Raw genomic sequence first — 18,708 nt, forward strand, 5'->3', positions numbered from 1 at the left:
AATGACGGGTTATTTTGAAAACAAAAGCGCAAGTAATTTTGAAGCCAATTCTAAACAGGTAAAAACAATAATTCAACTTGCTAGGTTTTAAGATCGCTGTGTATTGTTTTGTAATCCTTTATCCATGGTGAAATTTTAGGAAAACGCTTTTTTAGTTCTTTGCTAGCAAGTTTTGCCATTTTATAGGTATTGAAGCTACCGAGTAAAATAACATACTGTGATGTTGTTGATTTTCTTTGGTAGAGGTAAGTTTTCCCTTGCAGTTGACTATTTTTTATAAAAAATCTGCGCACTGATTTTGCATTGGGTAGTGCGGCTAATTGTAGGGTATAGCTAAGACTGGGCATGGCCAGTAGTGTGCCAGAGGGGGTTAATGAGGTAAGTTGCTCATCTATTGTTAACACAGTACTCTGTTTGCCAATATTTTGTTGGTTTTGTGCGCTATCAATCACCCGTAACCATTCCTGTTGCATTGTCTCTTTTTCTGATTTTTTAAAATAACCTGAGATAACCGTTGCTTGTGTATTGATGATAAAAACAATTAAAATGACAGAAGTGATAGAGATAAGATAAGGAATATAGGGCTTAAATAGACTCTCTCTTTTAGGAAGCTCGGCTTCAAAAATTGATTTTTTTGCAATAGAAGCGCTGATCACTAATGAAGATTGTGTGTAAGCGCTTAATAAGCAACGATCACATATCTGATTAATTAATCGAGGAATGCCACGGCTTGCTTTGAAAATGGCGGGTATCGCTTGTGGCTCAAAGATAGGGCCTTGGGCCCCTGAGCGGTGAAGACGATGGTAAATATAGAAATTAGTTTCCTGTTTATCTAAAGGTCGCAGGTGATAACGTGCGGTAATACGCTGTGATAACTGACGTAATTCTTTGGTTAATAGTTTTTTTTGTAGCTCAGTTTGTCCCACTAAAATAATTTGTAGTGGTTTTTTATTATCGGATTCAATATTGGTTAATAAACGCAGTTGCTCTAACATATTGAAGGTAAGATGCTGTGCTTCATCAATTAATACGATTGCATGGCGACCACGCTGATGGTTGACTAACATCCACGATGTCAGTGCATCAAACATTACTTTCAAGCTGATATTTTCATGATCATACTCAATTGAAAATTGCTCACAGATATCAACTAATAGTGCTATTTCAGAAATCGCGGGGGTAGTGATTGAGGCAATATCAGTGTCGCTAGGCATATCTTGCAGTAAAAATTGGCAGATAGTGGTTTTGCCCGTGCCTACCTCGCCTGTTAATACAACAAAACCGCCATTTCCTTGTAAACCATAAGTGAGGTGAGCCAATGCCTCTTTATGTTGCTCAGTAAAAAACAGGAAATCAGGATCAGGAACTATCGAAAAGGGCTGTTGTTTTAATGAGAAAAATTTTTGGTACATGGTAAACCCAAATTGATAGTTACGATAGATGCCATATAATAACTAAATTATTTACTGAGGGGAAAAACAATGCACATATTTTTGGTTGGAGGCGCTGTGCGCGATAAATTATTACAACTGCCAGTCAAAGATCGTGATTACATGGTGGTGGGTTCAAGCACTAAGCAACTATTAGCATTGGGTTATCAACAGGTCGGCAAAGCGTTTCCTGTTTTTTTACACCCTCAAACGGGTGAAGAGTATGCCCTTGCGCGTACTGAACGAAAGCAAGGTAAAGGTTATAACGGTTTTAGCTGTTATAGCGGTAAAGATGTCACCCTTGAAGAGGATCTTCTTCGCCGCGATCTGACCATCAATGCGATTGCTGAAAATGAATTGGGTGAACGCTTTGATCCCTATGGTGGTTTGGCTGATATTAAACAAAAAATTCTGCGTCATGTCTCTCCCGCTTTTAGTGAAGATCCGCTACGCGTTTTACGTGTTGCTCGTTTTGCCGCACGGTTTTTTAAGCTGGGATTTCGCATTGCCCCAGAAACGTTATCTTTGATGAAACAACTCAGTGCAAGTGGTGAGCTCTCTCACTTAACCCCTGAGCGTGTGTGGGCTGAAACAGAAAAGGCCTTAGTAACAGATTCGCCTCAAATTTATTTTCAAGTCTTACGTGATACGGGGGCATTGGCAGTGCTTTTTCCTGAGATCGATATCTTATATGGTATTCCAGCACCCAAGCGTTGGCACCCTGAGATAGATACGGGCATCCACACCTTAATGGTGGTTGAACAATCGGCGCTACTTTTCGATTCAAGTGCTTTTCGTTTTGCTTGTCTGGTGCATGATTTAGGTAAAGCTTTGACGCCTAAAGATAAGTGGCCAAGTCATAAAGGGCATGGTTTTTTAGGGCTTACTGTTATCAAATCGTTATGTGAGCGCCTTAAAGTACCCAATGAGCATCGTGATTTAGCGTTGATGGTCAGTGAGCACCATACGATGATCCACAGTGCGTTTGAGTTAAAAGCAAAAACATTATTAAAGCTGATGAACAGTTGTGATGCGTGGCGTAAGCCGGAGCGATTTTTACAGATGTTGCAGTGTTGTGTTGCTGATTCGAAAGGGCGTACAGGGTTTGAAGATAAACCTTACCCAACAGCCGACTACGTTTGGCAAACATTTCAAGCCGCTTTAACGGTTGATGTGCAATCTGTGATTAAACAAGGGTTTAAAGGTGCAGAGATAAAAGAAGCGCTATTATCGGCACGTATTGATGCTGTTAATGTTTACAAAAAGCGAGTGCAAGATGAGTCAAACGTTAACGATTATACCCCTTGAAAATTTAGCCTTTGCATTTATACCTGTTGTTTTTGTGATATTTATTCTTTTTAAATGGTCACTAGATAGTAAGCGCACCGTGCATGCTTTATTGCGTATGTTGGTGCAATTATTGCTGGTTGGATATGTTTTAAGTTATCTTTTTGAAAGTGAGAGTGCGCCAGTGGTGCTGGGAATGTTACTCATTATGGTGTTTTTTTCAAGCTGGATAGCACTGAGTAATATCCAAGTTTCACGGCGGGTTTTGTTAAAATCAGCGGTTGTAGCCACCACTATTTCTGGTGGTTTTACGCTGCTGATTGTCACGCAAGGCGTTTTGCAATTAACGCCTTGGTATCAAGCACAAACAGTGATCCCACTTGCAGGGATGATCTTTGCCAACTGTATGAACAGCATTAGTTTAAGTGGAGAGCGTTTTTTTTCTGAATTAAAGCGTGGCGAAGAATATATATCAGCACGAAAAATTGCCTTTCAAACTTCCATTATTCCTAATATTAATGCATTGTTTGCGGTGGGTATTGTCTCGTTACCTGGCATGATGACAGGGCAAATATTATCAGGTATCTCGCCTTTTATTGCTGCTCGATACCAAATAATGGTGATGTGTATGGTGTTTGCTTCAGCAGGATTGGCTTCTGCATTTTTTTTGGTGCTAATTAAACCAATACATAAAACAGCACAGCGGCTAAGATGAGACGATAAATAACAAACGGTAACATACCCACTTTATTAAGGAGAATAAGGAAAGCGTGGATACATAAAATGGCACTAATAAATGAGATGCCAGCCCCTAAAAACAGACCCGCCCAATCAACGATTTGATCAGAAAGAATAAATTTAAGCAGATCGTATCCCGATGCCATGGCGATAATGGGTATCGACATTAAAAATGAAAAGCGAGCCGCTGCATTACGTGTAAGCCCCAACATGAGGCCTGCTGTAATCGTGATACCAGAGCGTGATGTGCCGGGAATTAATGCTAATACTTGTGCAAAACCGATAATCAATGCACCTTTTAACCCTGTTTGATATTCTGTTTTAATTTGTTTCGCTTGCGAGTCTGCCCACCACAGTAATAAACCAAATATCAATGTGGTAACGGCAATAACATAACCACTACGCAGATAGGTTTCTATCAGATCTTTACCTAAAAAACCGATTGCAGCAGCTGGAATAGTTGACCATAAAATCCACCATGCCAATTTACTATCTTGTGTTTGTTGTTTGGTTTTGAGTGAAATTCCCCAAGCCAGCGACATATTCAATACTTCTCGGCGAAAATAGATTAATACAGCAGACAGTGTGCCGATATTTAATACCAGATCAAAAGCCAGACCTTGATCCTGCCAACCAAATAATACCGAGGGTAAAATAAGGTGAGCAGAGCTTGAGATAGGTAAAAACTCAGTTAAACCTTGGATTAAAGCTAAGACGACAATTTCAAGTGTGGACATAAAAACTCTCTAAGTTCTAGTTAATAATGGCGTCAATCTGCCACAATTTTTGTTGTTGCTTTGGAAACTTATCCCATAAAGCTTGGTAAATTTCCTGTGAAATAGGGTGTTTGAGTTGTGGCGCAAGTTCCGATAGTGGTTGTAATACAAAGGCATTTTTAAGGATCTCTGCACGTGGAACATCAATCTCCGCATCGATTAACTGATCATGTAGTAATAGATCTAAATCTAAGGTGCGTGGTGAAAATTTTATGGTTTTTTCTGTTCGCCCTTGCTGTTTCTCTATTTTTTTAAGCTTTTTAATCATCGTTTTGGCATCAAGTTGGCTATTTAAAGAGACAACCAAGTTATAGAAGTTAGCGCCTTTAAAACCAACCGCTTCGCTCTCATAAACAGGAGATATTTGTAGTACACCAAACTCAGCTTGTAACGCTTGAATGGCTAAACGCACATTATTTTCTCTATTGATACTTGTGCCAATGCCAACAAACACCAAAGCCATTAGCGTGACCCGCGCTCAATCTGAACCCCTAAACTTTGTGCCTTCGGTAGTGCGCCCGGTTTATGCAGAGTTAATTTTATCCATGGCACAGAAAACTGTTCCATGATAAGGCTGGCAACGCGCTCAGCCATGGTTTCGATTAGCTCAAATTGATTTTTTTGTGCAAACTGATTCACCACTTCTGAAACACTAAAATAGTTAAGTGCAAGATTAATATCATCATTAAGTGCGGCTGGTCGGTTATCAAATGCCATCTCTAAATCAAAATAAAGCTTTTGTTGTAGTGATTTTTCCCACTCATAAACACCAATGGTAGTAATTACTTCTAACTGTTTAATAAAAACAATATCCATCTTTAAACCCTATTGAATAGCGCGTATTATAAAAATCGCAATATTTTACCTGATTAAGAGGAAATAAGTACAAATGATTTACCTCACAACGTTTTTATTTATGTTATTGGCTTACCTTTTTGGCGGGTTAAATGGTGCAATTTTACTGTGCAGATTAAAAGGCTGGCCAGATCCGCGCACGCGAGGGTCTAAAAACCCGGGTACCACTAATATATTACGCTTCCACCATGCCCAAGCTGCCAGCGCGGTGCTTATCTTTGATCTTTTAAAAGGGACGTTGCCTGTTTATCTCGCCTATTTTTTTGACTATTCTCCCGTTGAAATAGGTTTCATTGGTATTGCCACCTGTTTGGGACATATCTATCCTCCCTATTTTCAATTTAAAGGAGGCAAAGCGGTGGCGACAGGTTTGGGCACGTTATTACCGTTAGGCATGGATATGACAGGGTTATTGATATTAACGTGGTTGTTTACTGTTGCGGTGAGTGGTTATGCTTCATTGGCTGCGATTGTTACTGCACTTGCAGCGCCTTTTTTTGTTGAGCAGATAAAACCTGAATATACCACACCCGTTATAATGTTATCTATTTTGATTGTATTGCGTCATATCAGTAATATTCATCGTTTATTAACAGGTAAAGAGAAAAAAATAGTGAACTGGAAACAATAACCTCATAAAAATATTGGTAGTTAATCAACCACGTAGGTATAATTAACAAAAATTCAACATATCACTATTTATAAACGGAGTTAACTGTGCATCTAATTAAACGTATCACCCTACTTATTGGTTTGACCGCAACTTTATTCACCGCTGCTGCTTTTGCGCAAGCCGAAGGCGATCTTGCTGCGCGTATTGCACCCGTTGGTGATGTTTATTTAGATGGTGAAATTGTCACTGCAAATACGGTCGTTGAATCAAGTGAGCCTGCTGGCCCACGCTCTGGCGAAAAAATTTATAATACTTACTGCGTTGCTTGTCATGGCACGGGTGCTGCGGGTGCGCCAATCAAAGGGAAAGCCGATCAATGGACAACACGTCTTACACAGGGCGAAGCAACCCTTATTAAACATGCTATCGAAGGATTTAACGCCATGCCAGCAAGAGGCACATGTAGTGATTGTAGCGATGATGAGATGATGGCAACAGTACAATTCTTAATTAAAGGTTTGTAATCTCAATAGTATTACTTTGTTATAAAAAACCACCTTCGGGTGGTTTTTTTGCCTATCTCTTGCTTCTATTAAGTGCTATAAATAAAAATAGAACATTCATGTTAGGAGTTACTATGAGCAACGTAAAAAAAGTATTAATGGCCACGCAAGGGCCTGAATTTTCTCAATTAGTACAAGGCTACTGGCGTTTAGGTGCATGGGAAATGAGCCCGCAACAGCGTCTCACATTCTTAAAACAGCATGTTGAGTTGGGTATCTCTACGGTTGATAACGCCGCTATTTATGGCAATAGTGAGCAGTTGTTTGGCGAAGCGTTGGCGCTTGATCCGAGTATGCGTGATCAGATTCAGATTGTGTCTAAATTTGGTATTAATGGTATCGCTGCTGAGATTGGTGAAAAACGTGTTTCTCATTACGACAGTAGTAAATCTCTTATTTTATCCTCTACAGAAAATTCATTAAAACGTTTAGGTGTTGAGCAGTTAGATGCACTGTTGGTACATCGTCCTGATTTTCTGATGGATGTGGATGTGGTTGCAGAAACCTTTGCTGAGTTAAAAGCGAGCGGTAAAGTAAAGCATTTTGGTGTTTCTAATTTCAGTGCTTCACAGTTTGAACTTTTACAATCTCGTTTAGATGAACCACTAATGACCAACCAAATTGAGCTTAATCCCATTAATTTTGGCGTGTTAGAGGATGGCACAACAGATCAATTGCAACGTTTAAAAGTGCGTCCAATGGCGTGGTCATGTTTAGCGGGGGGCGATATTTTCTCTGCTGAAACGGATCAAGCGCGACGTTTACGTGGCACGTTATTGGAGCTACAAACAGAGCTTAGTGCAAATTCTATAGAGCAGGTCATTTTTGCTTGGGTATTAAAACACCCATCAAATCCTGTGGCATTAATTGGCTCGGGAAAAATTGAGCGAGTTAAAGAAGCGATGGGTGCGCTTGATTTGAAAATGAATACCGAACAGTGGTATCGAATCTGGACTGCTTCAAAAGGACATGGTGTAGCGTAACTAAGTTCAAGCGTCAGGTTATAAAAGTGACGCTTTAACAATACCTTCGCCAAAATGGAAACTAACCCATTTTGGCGAACTTTTTACTTGTAAGCGTTTGATTTGTACTGGTGTGAAACTCCATTTCAAACTTAAATCAAAATTGGCGAAGGTATTGTTTAACTCTATTTTAAAGTACGTCTAACTGCCATAATATCTTCGCTGCAAATAATAATATTACCACGCCCATAATACGCTCAAAGATATAACCATGGCTGATAAATTTAGCGCGTATTTTTTTATGAGAAAAGAAAATAGACACCAAACTAAACCATGCAATAGTGGTGAATATTATCCATAGTGCGTAGATGCTTTGTACTAGCATCGGGGTCTCAAGGCTGACTACAGTGGTAAAAATTGCTAAAAAGAACAGTGTCGCTTTAGGGTTTAAAAGGTTGGTCATCACGCCTAATAGAAACGCCTTTTTGTGATGACGCACATTGTTATCCAGTGTTATTTTACTGTTTGACTCAGTTTGCGGTTGGCTGTTTAAAAGCTTGAATGCTAAAAATGATAAATAACATATACCCACTAATTGTGCGATTAAAAACCCAATTTCAGATTGCGTAATAATAAACCCTAATCCAAGTAAGGTATAAGCCATATGCACTGCGATACCTGCGCCAATTCCCAAGCTGGTGATGAGTGCTGTTTTTCTATCAAAGCTGATACTTTGTCGTACTACCACTGCAAAATCAGGGCCGGGGCTTATCACCGCTAAAAGGTGGATCAAGGTTAACATTAAAAATTCATTGAGATAGGGCAAAATTATTCTCTCGTAATTAGTTATAATCATTAACAATAACGCAACACTTTGTTTTTTCATAAGGTTAAATGATGCTTCAACTAAATAACTTTCCTATTCCCTTATTAGGCTTTGCTGCCTACAGCGGTACGGGTAAAACCACGCTATTGGAAAAGCTTATTCCGCTATTAACGGATCAGGGGCTTAATATCGCGGTGGTGAAACATAGTCACCATAATATTGAGATGGATAAACCGGGAAAAGACAGTTATCGTTTGCGTAAAGCGGGGGCTTGTCAGTTACTGCTTGCGGGCCCTGAACGTGCAATTTTATTTCATGAATATGGAAAACGTCAGCAGAAAAAACTGCTTGATCAGCTTGTTCTCCTTAATATAGAGCAGTTAGATCTGGTGCTGGTTGAGGGGTATCGCGACGAGCCCTTTAATAAAATTGAGTTGCATCGTAAAGTATTGGGCAAACCTTTTTTATTTAATACCGATCCCGCTATCATTGCGCTCGCCTGTGATGAAAAATTAGCCGATTGTCATCTGCCACAGCTTGATTTGAATAAACCCGAAGAATTTTGCGGTTTTATTTTAAGTTATTTAAAAAAATAGTGGCTCTTTTAAAATAAAATAGAGCGTGGTGCCTTCTGCTAAGGTGATATTGTAACCCTCTGTTCGCAGTGGGATGCTGGTGGTTATCTTCTCTCTATTTTGACCCATCACGATATTTTCATTTTTATCAACCGTGCCTAACACTTTGCGCTGTGTGGTTGTTCCTTTGCCTGCAATAAGAAATGTTTGGATATTAACTTGGCGATTATTTACCTGTACTGCGCTTAAGGTGACGATAATTTCAGGTGGCGCTTTTCCTCTGCCCGACTTTTGAATTTTGTTAATGATTGCTTGTGCTTTTGAGCCTGATTTAATGATAACTTTCTGAGCTATTTTTATATCCCCCTCAATCGTTACATTAAAGCGATAACCTGCTTTACGTACTCGACTATCAATGGGCTCGGCCATTTTTACTTTGATCGTTGTCCCTGCGCTGATGCTATTTTCTACACTGTAGCTAGGCAGGCTAAAGAGATTTAAACAAAGCATCACTAACCATGAGTAGCGTAGTAGCATGATATTTCCTTTATTTGAGTAAAGAGAACAGGTCTTTTACATCTGTTAAATGCGGAATCATATCGATCTGCTGCCCAAGTTGGTATTGTTGAGCAAGGCGATAAACTAACCTTAAAATAGCATAATCTTCCAACGCAAATCCAACCGAGTCATAAATTATTGTTCCCTGTGTCTGTACATTTAACGTGACCTGTTGGCTAATTATTTGATGGAGTTCAACGCAACTAAAATCATCATTAAGCTGCTGTATCTCTCCCTCTATTTTTGTTTGTGCGAGATATTCAACGACAATCGTTGCATCCTCTAACAGGGCTTTTTCAAGCTCTGTTTTCCCAGGGCAATCTCCGCCGAGTGCATTAATAAAGACTGGTTTATCTATCATCGCTTTGGTTAATACCGTTTGTTGGCATTTATCAGCGGTGCAGGTAGTAATAAGATCCGCGCCTATTACGGCTTCTGTGGCATTCTTACAAGCGGTGAGCTTAATCTCGAATTTCGCCATATTCGTGGCAAATTTTTGCATCGCATGGTCATCAATATCAAAATATCTCACTTCTTGTAGATCAAAGATAAATGAGTAAGCAAGATATTGGAATTCACTTTGTGCCCCCGTACCAATCAGCGCTAAGACGCTTGAGTTTTTGTTCGCAACATATTTGGCCACCATGGCTGAAGTGGCCGCCGTACGCAGTGCCGTTAACAGTGTCATTTCACAATAGAGTAGTGGCTCGCCTGTTGCGCAAAGCGACAGCTGCCCTGTAGCCATGACGGTTAACTTGTTTTTTTGCGGGTTTTTAGGGTGTCCATTGACATATTTGAAAGCGTAATATAAAGCATTTGAGATTGGCATCAACTCAATCACACCTAAATCAACGTGGCTGGCTAAACGTGGTTTTTTATCAAATTCAAACCAGCGTTTATAATCAGACTGTAACGTGTCGATGAGCTGTAAAAAGAAGTTTTTTTCACCCACGTTAGTGAGTAACTGTTTAATATCTTCAAGTTGTAATAGCAACATAAGACCCCCCTAGTCAATAATTATCAGCTAGTATTAATGTAATAGCAAACGCAGGGAGGATGAGTGATGGCGTTAATTCAAGCCCCAAGTGCCGTGGTGATGATTAGACCTTGGACGTTTATGGCAAATCCTGAAACCGTCGCAGATAATCACTTTCAACATAAAAGCAGTGTATCGGTGCATGAAACCGCGTTAAACGCGCGTTCAGAGGTGGACGCGTTAGTTCATTTATTAAAAAAACACCATATTAACGTGCATCTATTTGATGATTTTGGTGAGCGTAATACGCCTGACTCGGTGTTTCTTAATAATTGGTTTTCTACCCACAGTGGTGGTCATATCGCTTTATATCCTATGTATTCACCGAGTCGTCGCCGTGAAAAAAGAGAAGATATTATAAACATGTTAAAGCAAAAATATCGCGTTAAGGATGTGATCGATTTTTCAGGACTTGAGTGGGATAATCTGTTTTTAGAAGGCACGGGGGCAATGGTGCTGGATAATATAAATAGGGTTGCTTATAGCGCTAAATCTTTTCGTGCTAGTGAGGTGATTTTAGAGCGCTTCTGCACACTATTTATGTATGAACCGATGGCTTTTGATACGCAAGATAGTCATGGTGAGGCTATTTATCATACCAATGTGATGATGTGTATCTGTTCTAAATTGGTATTAATCTGTTCAAAAATGATAAAAGGGCAAAATAGACGCACCGCAGTACTAAAGCGTTTAACAGAGAGTGGCCTGATTATCATTGAATTAACTATGCAACAGGTGGAAAACTTTGCCGCTAATGCGATTGAATTAACAGGAGCGGGCAAAAGTTACCTGTTAATGTCTGCTCGCGCTAAAAGTGTTTTAAGCGCATCGCAGATAAAACAGATTGAGGGATACTCAGAAATTTTATCCGTCGCGATTCCCACCATTGAGCTTGCTGGAGGCTCTGTACGTTGCATGATTGCAGCTGTGCATCTGAGTCCACGGGAGGTATTTGATGAGTAGTGGATATGTGCACTCTGCAACGGGCAGGTTAAAACAGGTGCTTCTGTGTCCTCCTGATTATTTGGCGCTTACCCCGATCAATAAAATAGCGAAGGATTGGCTTAATAAAGGGGTCTCCATTGATAGCAATAAATGTCTGTTAGAGCACCAGCAACTTATCTCTTTTTATGAAAAGAGTGCCATCAAGGTTTCCTTGTTAGCGCCGAGTGAGGGGTTATCCAGTCAACTATTTTCACGTGATTTTGCTTTTATGCTTAAAGAGGGAGCGGTGATTGGGCGCTTTAAAGAGCCACTTCGACAAGCTGAAACTTTATATTATAAAAACAAACTTATTGAGATGGGCATCCCGATTATTGCAACTTGCTCGCAAGGGGTGATCGAGGGGGGCGATTTTTGGATGTTGGATGAAAAAACCTTAGTCATTGGCTGTTTGCAACGTTCCAATCAAGCGGGTATAAAAAATATTAGGCAGCAATTAAAGCCATTAGGTTATGAGATTATCAGCGTTGAAGCAAAGGCAAAATATCTGCATTTGGATATGATTTTTAATATTGTTGATACAAAAGTCGCGATCACTTATTGGCCGGCTTTACCTACCTCTTTTCAAAACCACCTGATAAAAGAAAACTATGATCTGATAAAAATAGCGGAGCATGAGGTGTTTTTACACTTTTGTAATCTACAAACATTAGGGGATAAACGTGTGATCTCTTTAGAAAGTAATGTGCAGGTAAATAAACAGTTAGAAGCGCGAGGTTTTACTGTTTTTAAGTTGAATTGCAGTGAAATATTAAAAGCCGGTGGTGGTCCACATTGTATGACTTTTCCAATCCGTAGAAACAAAAAAACCTAAGCAAGTTAGCTTAGGTTTTTTCAGTATTTATTGGTTATTTAGAATGCGTATGAAGCACCAACGACTAATACATTGTTGTTGTGACCAGGATCAGTCTTCGCTGAAGACGCTTGGTTACGGTACTCAACATAGGGTTGAACACCGTTACGAGTCCAAGTTGCGCGCAATTCATGCTCCATTGAGTTGTCATTATCAACGCCATCATTTACGTAATAAACATTGTTGTATTTAACATTTACTGGCATATCTTGGAATTGATATGCGATGTTGTTATCAAAACGTAGTTGGTCGTTTGTTAGATCATCACCTGCGTCATTAATGTTGTCATTTGCTTGGATTTGCATACGAGTACGGTTAGAGATAGAGATACCGTTATCAAAGTTGTAACCAATTTTTACTAATGGGCGGTATTGAACTGTTTCGCCGTTGTGTAATAAGTGATGGTAACCTGCCGCTATCCATAGGTTCTCATTGATGCTGAAAGATTGCTCTACACCTAATGTAGTGTAAGTAGGTGATGCAAATTGGCCTTTGCTTTCGTTCGTCGTATCACCTAACTGAATACCATCAAATTCCACTAAAATCGTTGTACCAGTCGTGAAAGTATGACCCGCTTCAAGTGTTGAAGTTACATCTGAGCCATTAAAGTCATTACGGTCATGTAATTGTACATTACCAGTGATGTATGAAGTGCCAGACAAACCTACTGGAACCTCAGTATCTGTTTCTGAAAATGCAAGTGGAGAAAGAAGAAGAGAAGAACAAGCGACTGCTAAAGTTAGTTTTTTCATAATATATGCCTTAGAATTAATAAAGTTTGAAATCCTGTGTAAATTTCACTTACTCCATGTTAGCGAGGTGCTGTTAATTGAGGTTTCAATTCCATGAAGCTTCTTTGTGTGCCACTTTATGTCTTGTACAAAGAATATTAATCAAGCATCCGTCGGTAAAACTCTGCCGACTTGTTGGAAACACTATAAGGTGATTGTCACCATCAATCAAGTCAATTATGATAGGGAAACCCGAACGAAAAAGGATTGCTGATGGTATCCATTGATCAAATAAATGCATTTATTGACGTTTATGAAGGAAAGGGATACAGTGTTGCGGCAAAAAAACTCGGTAAAGGTCGAACAACGGTGCGAGAGTTAATATTAACGCTCGAAGATAACCTTGAGTTGTTGTTATTTGAGGTGATAGGACGACAAGCTAAAGCGACTGAAAATGCACAGCGCTTATACCCTCATGCAAAGTTACTGCAATCGCAGTTGATTGGTTTTTCTGGATTAACCGCATCGCTACATGAAGTGCAAGAATCACAACTTGTGATTCATTCTGATGCGATGTTGCCCGATGCTTTTATGGTCAGCTTGACCTCAAGTTTGTATGAAAAATTTCCCTCTGTCGAACTATGCTGGTCGCAAAAAAAGTGGCAATGTGCGATAGATTCTGTGGCTAACAATGGGACTCAGATCGCGTTTTTAGCCAATAAAAAGCATAGCTTTATCGATCCTCATATTAAAGCCTGTTTTTTGGGGTTTAATGATTTTGCTCTTTTTGCGGGTAAATATTCTCCACTTTGTTTACTTGAGCATATTGACAAGCTGGATCTGCGTAACAATGTGCAGTTGATTCCTCAATCGATGTTAGAAGGGGATATTAATGGTTATATTCGTTTTGCTAATAATCATATCAGTGTCAGTAGTAATGATGAGGTGTGTCGCTTGTTGATGCAACTTGGCTGGGCTATTTTACCGACGGTTAATGCCGTGCCTTATGTGCAAAGAGGGGAGATAAAAAAAATCCGCCCTGATTTTATGTTTAACGATTTAAAGATGTCGATGGCAACCTATTATCGACCCGCTATTAACCGTGGTCCTGCGATGACCTACTTATTATCACTGTTGCCAAAGTTAAGTCAGGAATTCTTCAGTTAAATATCTTCAATACTTGCACGTTTAACGACATACTCAGGCATTTTTCCTGCCAGTTTGGCGAGTCTTTTTTGTGCTTCTTGCTGTTTTTCTTCATCGCCAATGACACTATGGAACAGTACGTTATACGCATCTTCATAATCAACAGGGCTACCATAACCTTCATTTAGCATGCGTACGTAATTCATTTGTGCTTTTAAAAAACCTTGCAATGCAGCTTCTCGATAAAAAACAATGGATCGATCTTTATTTGGACGTACTAAAATACCTCTTTCGTAATAACGACCCAATTGTTCAATGGCGGGCAACAATCCCTGCTTAGCAGCAAGCTTAATATAGTGTATTCCTAGCGGTGCATTACGCTCGACACAAACACCCCATGCCAGCATATCACCCCACAAGTAAACATAAGAGGGCTCTTTAATTTTAAGCGCGTGTGCTTTGATATCTTCAACTAGTTGGCACTCATCTGCTTTAACGCGTTGTAGGTGTTTATTTACATTGATAAGGGCATTTAACTCATCTTGGCTATAAAGTTGAATCACCTCATAACCACCATAGTAATTATTCTCGTCACTATTCGCCAGCAATGTTGTGCAGTAACTGAGGGCTATCAGCAGTAATAATGTGAATTTATGAAACATGAGTATTACCTTTTCAGAGTGCTATTTTAATGTTATCGACTGCAAAATATAATTCTTGACGTTTTAGCTAAAAAAAGACCCGATTTACATTAGGGCAGAACTTATGTCCAAACAAAAACAAAAAATCTCACCACGAAGTCGCTACGCTGCACAGAGAACACGAAGCAAAACCGAAACGGGTTATTGCATTCTTCCTTTTTTCCTTCGCGCCTTCGTGGTTAATTGCTTTATGTATTACCAATCGGACGTAGGGCTTCAGTCCTATTAAATACCGCTACCTTGGTTTTCACCTCCATCTTCGTGTAAGCCACATTCACGTTTCAGGCCAAAGAATCGGGTATCCTCTTCGCTCATGCCCGCCTCTAATGGGCGTGATGTTTGTACATCTCCCACAGAAACATAACCTTGATCCCATAATGGATGATAGCTTAATCCGTTATCTTTGAGGTAGTAGTGAACTTGCTTGTTTGACCAATCAATGATCGGTAAAAACTTAAAGCAACCATTTTGAATACTCAAAACAGGTAACTCGCCACGGCTTGAAGCTTGGCTGCGACGTAATCCTGAGAACCATGTTTTAGCATTGAGCTCTTTTAAGGCACGTTTCATCGGTTCAACTTTGTTGATTAAGTTGTACTTAGTTAACCCCTCAACACCGTTTTCCCACAGTTTTCCGTAACGTGCTTCTTGCCATGCGTTGCTTTTTTCTGCGCTGTAGATTTTTAAGTTTAAATTTAGCTTCTCTGTTAGCTCATCAATAAACTGATAAGTTTCAGGAAACAGGTAACCTGTATCGGTTAAGATAATAGGTGTATCTGTTTTCACATCCGTGATCAGGTGCAAACAGACTGCTGCTTGAATCCCAAAACTGGATGATAAAACTAATTCATTTTCAAGATTTTCAACCGCCCATTCAACACGTTGCTTTGCGTCCATCTTTTCAAGCAAGAGATTAACCTCGGTTAATGCTTGTTTTTGTGATGCTTTATCCAGTGTTAAAAGGTGCTGTAGATCTAACTTGTTAGTCATGAAAATCCTTAGAAGCGATAACAACTTCGGGGACAATGCCCGTACGAATGGTGAAATCACCAAAACACTCATCAGCTTGACGACCACTTGCCCAGCGACCAATCAGATCATCGAGTGTGGTTAAGATAGTCGCTTCATCAATGTTTTCTTGGTACATTTTAGGGATACGCGTACCGATAGTATTACCGCCTAAATAAAGGTTATAACGACCCGGTGCTTTACCGATTAATCCAATTTCAGCTAACATTGAACGACCACAGCCATTTGGACAGCCGGTAATACGTAAAATTATTTTATCTTTAGCAATACCGTGTTTAGCAAGCAGTCCTTCAACATCATCCGTTAAACCTGGTAGGTAACGCTCCGCTTCAGACATTGCCAGTGGACAGGTTGGCAGTGCTACACAGGCCATTGAGTATTTACGCTGTTCGCTTAAGCCATCATCGATTAAACCACACTCATAAGCTAATGCTTCAATGGTTGCTTTTTGCGACTCTGGAATGCTGGCAATCACTAAGTTTTGGTTGGCGGTCATGCGGAAAGTACCAGTATGTATTTTTGCAATTTTGTTTAGGCCTGATTTTATTGGTTTACCATCAAAATCAAGAATACGGCCATTTTCAATAAATACAGTGAGATGCCATAGGTCATCAATGCCCTTAACCCAACCGATACGGTCGCCACGTTCAGTGAATTCGTATTCGCCAGGGGCTGCAAAGGTAACACCAGAACGCTTTTCTACTTCTTTTTTGAAGGTTTCGACACCATGTGTTTCAAGGGTGTATTTAGTACGTGCGTGTGAACGACTCACACGACCACCCAAGTCACGTTGAGTGGTGACAACCGCTTCAGCAATTTTCATGACGTTATCAACGGCAATAAAACCAAAGTCATCACCTAAACGTGGGAACGTGGTTTTGTCGCCGTGTGTCATACCAAGACCCGCACCTACCACCACGTTATAACCAGTGATTTTTTCATCAACAATAATCGCGATAAAGTTGAGGTCATTGGCGTGGATATCAACGTCATTATACGGTGGTAATGCCACGGCAATTTTAAATTTACGTGGTAAGAAATTTTCCGTATAAATCGGCTCTTTTTCCGTTTCTAATACTTTTTCACCATCTAACCAAATTTCAGCATAAGCATTACTTTTTGGTAAGAAGTGTTCGCTGATTTTTTTAGACAGCTCATATATTTCCGTGTGCAATAATGATTGCTCAGGATTGGAAGTACAAATGGTATTACGGTTGACATCACCCGCGGTAAAAATAGAATCGATATTCGCTTTGAACTTAAGATCTTGGAAGACTGATTTAAGATTACGCTTAAAAATACCGTGGTATTGGAATGTTTGACGCGTAGTAATACGGATACTGCCGGCATCGGTTAATTCACTGGCGATACGATCAATCTCTAACCATTGATGTGGAGTTACTACACCACCGGGTAAACGCGCACGTAATAAAAATGAGTATATTGGCTCTAATTTTTGTTTTTTACGCTCAGCACGGTAATCACGATGATCCTGCTGGTATAAACCATGGAATTTAACCAGTTGTACTTCATCGCTCGGAAACGACCCTGTTGTATGGTCGTTTAGTCCTTCAACCAATTTACCGCGAAGAAAATTACTTTCAATTTTAATGCGTTCGTTATCGTGTAATTTTTGGCTCATTAGTAAACATCCCTTTGGTAACGTTTTGCTTGTCGTAATTCATTTAATTCTTGCTCAGCATCATCAAGGCTTTTATTACCTTGTTGGCTGATGATTTCGATTAGTGTTGTGTGTACATCTTTGGCCATACGGTTTGCATCACCACATACGTAGAAGTGCGCGCCATCTTGTAACCACTGGTATACCTCTGCTGCATTTTCTTTTAAACGATCTTGTACATAGATTTTTTGTGCTTGGTCGCGAGAAAATGCTAAGTCTAATTTAGTTAATAAACCTGATTTTAGGTGAGCTTGCCATTCGACTTGATAAAGGAAATCTTCGTTGAAGGTTTGGTCACCAAAGATTAACCAGTTTTTTCCTGTTGCCTCAATGGCATCTCGTTCTTGCATAAATGAGCGGAAAGGGGCAATGCCAGTACCTGGGCCAACCATGATGATAGGTGTTTCAGGATTAGCGGGCAGGCGGAAGTTGTGGTTATCTTCAATAAACACCTTAACTTCATCACCTTCTTGTAAACGATGGTTTAAGAAACCAGATGCACCACCAGCACGTTTTTCACCTTGCTCATTTTCAAATAAAACCGAACCGATGGTTAAATGTACCTCTTCATCTACTTCTGTTTGGCTTGACGCGATAGAGTATAAACGCGGGCTAATTCTCCGCAGTAGAGAAAGGAAATTTTCTGCACTAATAGCTTCATTACCTGAAGCGCTGATCACATCAATAATTTGATGATTATTCGCAAAGTCCCGCAGTGCATTTTTATCTTCTGATAAAGTCAGTAACGCTTTGTTGCTGGTTAATGTTGCATAACCTTCAACGAAGGCAGGGTGTGTACCTGTTAATTCATAACACTCAATCAGTGCATCGGTTAATGAGATAGTTTGTGCATCGACCGTGACTTGTGTATTAGCATCAAGGTTTAATTTAGTGATGATTTGATTCACTAATGCTTCATCATTTTTAAACCAAACACCCAGTGCATCACCGGCTGTGTAGGTCAGGTCTGAACCTTCTAAATCGATCTCAATATGACGCACATCTTTTGCTGATTGTGCGCCAGTAATCTTTTGGCTCACTAATAAGCTGGCAGAAAATGGCTTTTGCTTGTCATATTTATTGGCTGACGCTGTGCTAGTGGCAACCGTTGCGGGCGCACTTGCTACGCCACCTTTTTCTAAGGTTTTTTCAATTTCCACTAACGCGCTTTCAATCCAAGGGCTAGTTACTTGGTCGTAATCGACATCCGCATCTAAACGCTCAAAGACAATACTTGCACCTAATGCACTAATGCGTTGCTCAAAATATTTGCCTGTTTGGCAGAAAAACTCGTAACTTGAATCACCAAGTCCTAACACTGCAAATTTTAGTGAATCTAGTTTTGG

Annotated in this window: 21 protein-coding genes; 9 read left to right on the forward strand and 12 right to left on the reverse strand. The window is 39.9% G+C overall.

The window, feature by feature from the left end; translation table 11 throughout:
• Positions 1-80: 80 nt before the first annotated feature.
• Positions 81-1,412 (reverse strand): AAA family ATPase, encoded by a 1,332-nt coding sequence (locus G322_RS20470; protein WP_022941699.1) that lies wholly within the window; start codon positions 1,410-1,412, stop codon positions 81-83.
• A 69-nt stretch (positions 1,413-1,481) separates the two neighbouring features.
• On the opposite strand from G322_RS20470, the gene G322_RS0110250 reads away from it, so the two are divergent.
• Complete coding sequence (locus G322_RS0110250; RefSeq protein ID WP_022941700.1) at positions 1,482-2,738, forward strand: multifunctional CCA addition/repair protein; 1,257 nt, start codon at positions 1,482-1,484, stop codon at positions 2,736-2,738.
• A complete protein-coding gene (locus tag G322_RS0110255) occupies positions 2,707-3,432 on the forward strand; it encodes an ABC transporter permease (protein ID WP_022941701.1) in 726 nt (241 codons plus the stop codon). Before G322_RS0110250 ends, G322_RS0110255 begins: the two co-directional genes overlap by 32 nt.
• Here G322_RS0110255 and G322_RS0110260 read toward each other — a convergent pair.
• The 3 genes from G322_RS0110260 to folB are packed head-to-tail and all read right to left on the reverse strand — an operon-like array spanning position 3,395 to position 5,047.
• Entirely contained in the window at positions 3,395-4,192 is a 798-nt protein-coding gene (locus G322_RS0110260) for an undecaprenyl-diphosphate phosphatase (protein WP_022941702.1), read from the reverse strand. The genes G322_RS0110255 and G322_RS0110260 overlap by 38 nt on opposite strands.
• Before the next feature lie 16 nt (positions 4,193-4,208).
• Complete coding sequence (gene folK, locus G322_RS0110265) at positions 4,209-4,694, reverse strand: 2-amino-4-hydroxy-6-hydroxymethyldihydropteridine diphosphokinase (RefSeq protein WP_022941703.1); 486 nt, start codon at positions 4,692-4,694, stop codon at positions 4,209-4,211.
• Complete coding sequence (folB, locus tag G322_RS0110270; protein ID WP_022941704.1) at positions 4,694-5,047, reverse strand: dihydroneopterin aldolase; 354 nt, start codon at positions 5,045-5,047, stop codon at positions 4,694-4,696. Before folB ends, folK begins: the two co-directional genes overlap by 1 nt.
• Before the next feature lie 73 nt (positions 5,048-5,120).
• Between folB and plsY the strand changes: the two genes are divergently transcribed.
• The 3 genes from plsY (at position 5,121) to G322_RS0110285 (ending at position 7,245) form a co-directional block, all read left to right on the forward strand.
• Positions 5,121-5,717, forward strand: coding sequence for a glycerol-3-phosphate 1-O-acyltransferase PlsY (gene plsY, locus G322_RS0110275; protein WP_022941705.1), 597 nt, complete (start codon positions 5,121-5,123; stop codon positions 5,715-5,717).
• Between the two features lie 86 nt (positions 5,718-5,803).
• Positions 5,804-6,223 (forward strand): c-type cytochrome, encoded by a 420-nt coding sequence (locus G322_RS0110280; RefSeq protein ID WP_022941706.1) that lies wholly within the window; start codon positions 5,804-5,806, stop codon positions 6,221-6,223.
• A 113-nt stretch (positions 6,224-6,336) separates the two neighbouring features.
• Positions 6,337-7,245, forward strand: coding sequence for an aldo/keto reductase (locus G322_RS0110285; RefSeq protein ID WP_022941707.1), 909 nt, complete (start codon positions 6,337-6,339; stop codon positions 7,243-7,245).
• A gap of 169 nt (positions 7,246-7,414) precedes the next feature.
• Here the strand turns inward: G322_RS0110285 and G322_RS0110290 are convergent, their stop codons facing one another.
• A complete protein-coding gene (locus G322_RS0110290; protein ID WP_245542306.1) occupies positions 7,415-8,026 on the reverse strand; it encodes a LysE family translocator in 612 nt (203 codons plus the stop codon).
• A gap of 92 nt (positions 8,027-8,118) precedes the next feature.
• Between G322_RS0110290 and mobB the strand changes: the two genes are divergently transcribed.
• A complete protein-coding gene (gene mobB, locus G322_RS0110295; RefSeq protein WP_342662421.1) occupies positions 8,119-8,646 on the forward strand; it encodes a molybdopterin-guanine dinucleotide biosynthesis protein B in 528 nt (175 codons plus the stop codon).
• Here the strand turns inward: mobB and G322_RS0110300 are convergent.
• Together G322_RS0110300 and G322_RS0110305 are read right to left on the reverse strand one after the other, a co-directional pair.
• Positions 8,635-9,162 (reverse strand): hypothetical protein, encoded by a 528-nt coding sequence (locus tag G322_RS0110300; RefSeq protein ID WP_028866563.1) that lies wholly within the window; start codon positions 9,160-9,162, stop codon positions 8,635-8,637. The two genes, mobB and G322_RS0110300, sit on opposite strands and share 12 nt — an antisense overlap.
• A 10-nt stretch (positions 9,163-9,172) precedes the next feature.
• Positions 9,173-10,180, reverse strand: coding sequence for an ornithine cyclodeaminase (locus G322_RS0110305; protein WP_022941709.1), 1,008 nt, complete (start codon positions 10,178-10,180; stop codon positions 9,173-9,175).
• Between the two features lie 66 nt (positions 10,181-10,246).
• Here G322_RS0110305 and ctlX point away from each other — a divergent pair, with 66 nt between their 5' ends.
• Together ctlX and G322_RS0110315 are read left to right on the forward strand one after the other, a co-directional pair.
• A complete protein-coding gene (gene ctlX, locus G322_RS0110310) occupies positions 10,247-11,182 on the forward strand; it encodes a citrulline utilization hydrolase CtlX (RefSeq protein WP_022941710.1) in 936 nt (311 codons plus the stop codon).
• Positions 11,175-12,035 (forward strand): dimethylarginine dimethylaminohydrolase family protein, encoded by an 861-nt coding sequence (locus G322_RS0110315; protein ID WP_022941711.1) that lies wholly within the window; start codon positions 11,175-11,177, stop codon positions 12,033-12,035. The genes ctlX and G322_RS0110315 overlap by 8 nt, the downstream gene beginning before the upstream one ends.
• Before the next feature lie 38 nt (positions 12,036-12,073).
• Here the strand turns inward: G322_RS0110315 and G322_RS0110320 are convergent, their stop codons facing one another.
• The gene (locus G322_RS0110320; protein WP_022941712.1) at positions 12,074-12,826 is read right to left on the reverse strand and encodes an oligogalacturonate-specific porin KdgM family protein; all 753 of its coding nucleotides are present in this window, start codon (positions 12,824-12,826) and stop codon (positions 12,074-12,076) included.
• A 252-nt stretch (positions 12,827-13,078) separates the two neighbouring features.
• Between G322_RS0110320 and G322_RS0110325 the strand changes: the two genes are divergently transcribed.
• Complete coding sequence (locus G322_RS0110325) at positions 13,079-13,972, forward strand: LysR family transcriptional regulator (protein ID WP_022941713.1); 894 nt, start codon at positions 13,079-13,081, stop codon at positions 13,970-13,972.
• Here the strand turns inward: G322_RS0110325 and G322_RS0110330 are convergent.
• From G322_RS0110330 to G322_RS0110345, 4 genes are all read right to left on the reverse strand, one after another.
• Positions 13,969-14,613: a tetratricopeptide repeat protein gene (locus G322_RS0110330; RefSeq protein WP_022941714.1), complete on the reverse strand. Its 645-nt coding sequence runs from the start codon at positions 14,611-14,613 to the stop codon at positions 13,969-13,971. The two genes, G322_RS0110325 and G322_RS0110330, sit on opposite strands and share 4 nt — an antisense overlap.
• A gap of 264 nt (positions 14,614-14,877) precedes the next feature.
• Positions 14,878-15,642 carry a phosphoadenylyl-sulfate reductase gene (locus G322_RS0110335; RefSeq protein WP_022941715.1) on the reverse strand — a complete coding sequence of 255 codons (765 nt, stop codon included), beginning with the start codon at positions 15,640-15,642 and terminating at the stop codon, positions 14,878-14,880.
• Positions 15,635-17,323 (reverse strand): assimilatory sulfite reductase (NADPH) hemoprotein subunit, encoded by a 1,689-nt coding sequence (gene cysI, locus G322_RS0110340; RefSeq protein ID WP_022941716.1) that lies wholly within the window; start codon positions 17,321-17,323, stop codon positions 15,635-15,637. Before cysI ends, G322_RS0110335 begins: the two co-directional genes overlap by 8 nt.
• On the reverse strand, positions 17,323-18,708 hold a 1,386-nt coding region (locus tag G322_RS0110345; protein WP_022941717.1), incomplete at its 5' end, for an assimilatory sulfite reductase (NADPH) flavoprotein subunit. The genes cysI and G322_RS0110345, both read right to left, overlap by 1 nt.

Origin of the sequence: Psychromonas hadalis ATCC BAA-638, assembly GCF_000420245.1 — a bacterium.
Taxonomy (GTDB): Bacteria; Pseudomonadota; Gammaproteobacteria; order Enterobacterales; family Psychromonadaceae; genus Psychromonas; species Psychromonas hadalis.

Bases quoted from the DNA above. Each gene is read 5' to 3' on its own strand.
- G322_RS0110255 (WP_022941701.1), top strand. From the start codon at position 2,707: ATGAGTCAAACGTTAACGATTATACCCCTTGAAAATTTAGCCTTTGCA.
- ctlX (WP_022941710.1), top strand. From the start codon at position 10,247: ATGGCGTTAATTCAAGCCCCAAGTGCCGTGGTGATGATTAGACCTTGG.
- G322_RS0110330 (WP_022941714.1), bottom strand. From the start codon at position 14,613: ATGTTTCATAAATTCACATTATTACTGCTGATAGCCCTCAGTTACTGC.
- G322_RS0110325 (WP_022941713.1), top strand. From the start codon at position 13,079: ATGGTATCCATTGATCAAATAAATGCATTTATTGACGTTTATGAAGGA.
- mobB (WP_342662421.1), top strand. From the start codon at position 8,119: ATGATGCTTCAACTAAATAACTTTCCTATTCCCTTATTAGGCTTTGCT.
- G322_RS0110285 (WP_022941707.1), top strand. From the start codon at position 6,337: ATGAGCAACGTAAAAAAAGTATTAATGGCCACGCAAGGGCCTGAATTT.
- G322_RS0110315 (WP_022941711.1), top strand. From the start codon at position 11,175: ATGAGTAGTGGATATGTGCACTCTGCAACGGGCAGGTTAAAACAGGTG.
- G322_RS0110250 (WP_022941700.1), top strand. From the start codon at position 1,482: ATGCACATATTTTTGGTTGGAGGCGCTGTGCGCGATAAATTATTACAA.
- G322_RS0110290 (WP_245542306.1), bottom strand. From the start codon at position 8,026: ATGTTAACCTTGATCCACCTTTTAGCGGTGATAAGCCCCGGCCCTGAT.
- folB (WP_022941704.1), bottom strand. From the start codon at position 5,047: ATGGATATTGTTTTTATTAAACAGTTAGAAGTAATTACTACCATTGGT.
- G322_RS0110305 (WP_022941709.1), bottom strand. From the start codon at position 10,180: ATGTTGCTATTACAACTTGAAGATATTAAACAGTTACTCACTAACGTG.
- folK (WP_022941703.1), bottom strand. From the start codon at position 4,694: ATGGCTTTGGTGTTTGTTGGCATTGGCACAAGTATCAATAGAGAAAAT.
- G322_RS0110260 (WP_022941702.1), bottom strand. From the start codon at position 4,192: ATGTCCACACTTGAAATTGTCGTCTTAGCTTTAATCCAAGGTTTAACT.
- cysI (WP_022941716.1), bottom strand. From the start codon at position 17,323: ATGAGCCAAAAATTACACGATAACGAACGCATTAAAATTGAAAGTAAT.
- G322_RS0110320 (WP_022941712.1), bottom strand. From the start codon at position 12,826: ATGAAAAAACTAACTTTAGCAGTCGCTTGTTCTTCTCTTCTTCTTTCT.
- G322_RS0110300 (WP_028866563.1), bottom strand. From the start codon at position 9,162: ATGCTACTACGCTACTCATGGTTAGTGATGCTTTGTTTAAATCTCTTT.
- G322_RS0110335 (WP_022941715.1), bottom strand. From the start codon at position 15,642: ATGACTAACAAGTTAGATCTACAGCACCTTTTAACACTGGATAAAGCA.
- plsY (WP_022941705.1), top strand. From the start codon at position 5,121: ATGATTTACCTCACAACGTTTTTATTTATGTTATTGGCTTACCTTTTT.
- G322_RS20470 (WP_022941699.1), bottom strand. From the start codon at position 1,412: ATGTACCAAAAATTTTTCTCATTAAAACAACAGCCCTTTTCGATAGTT.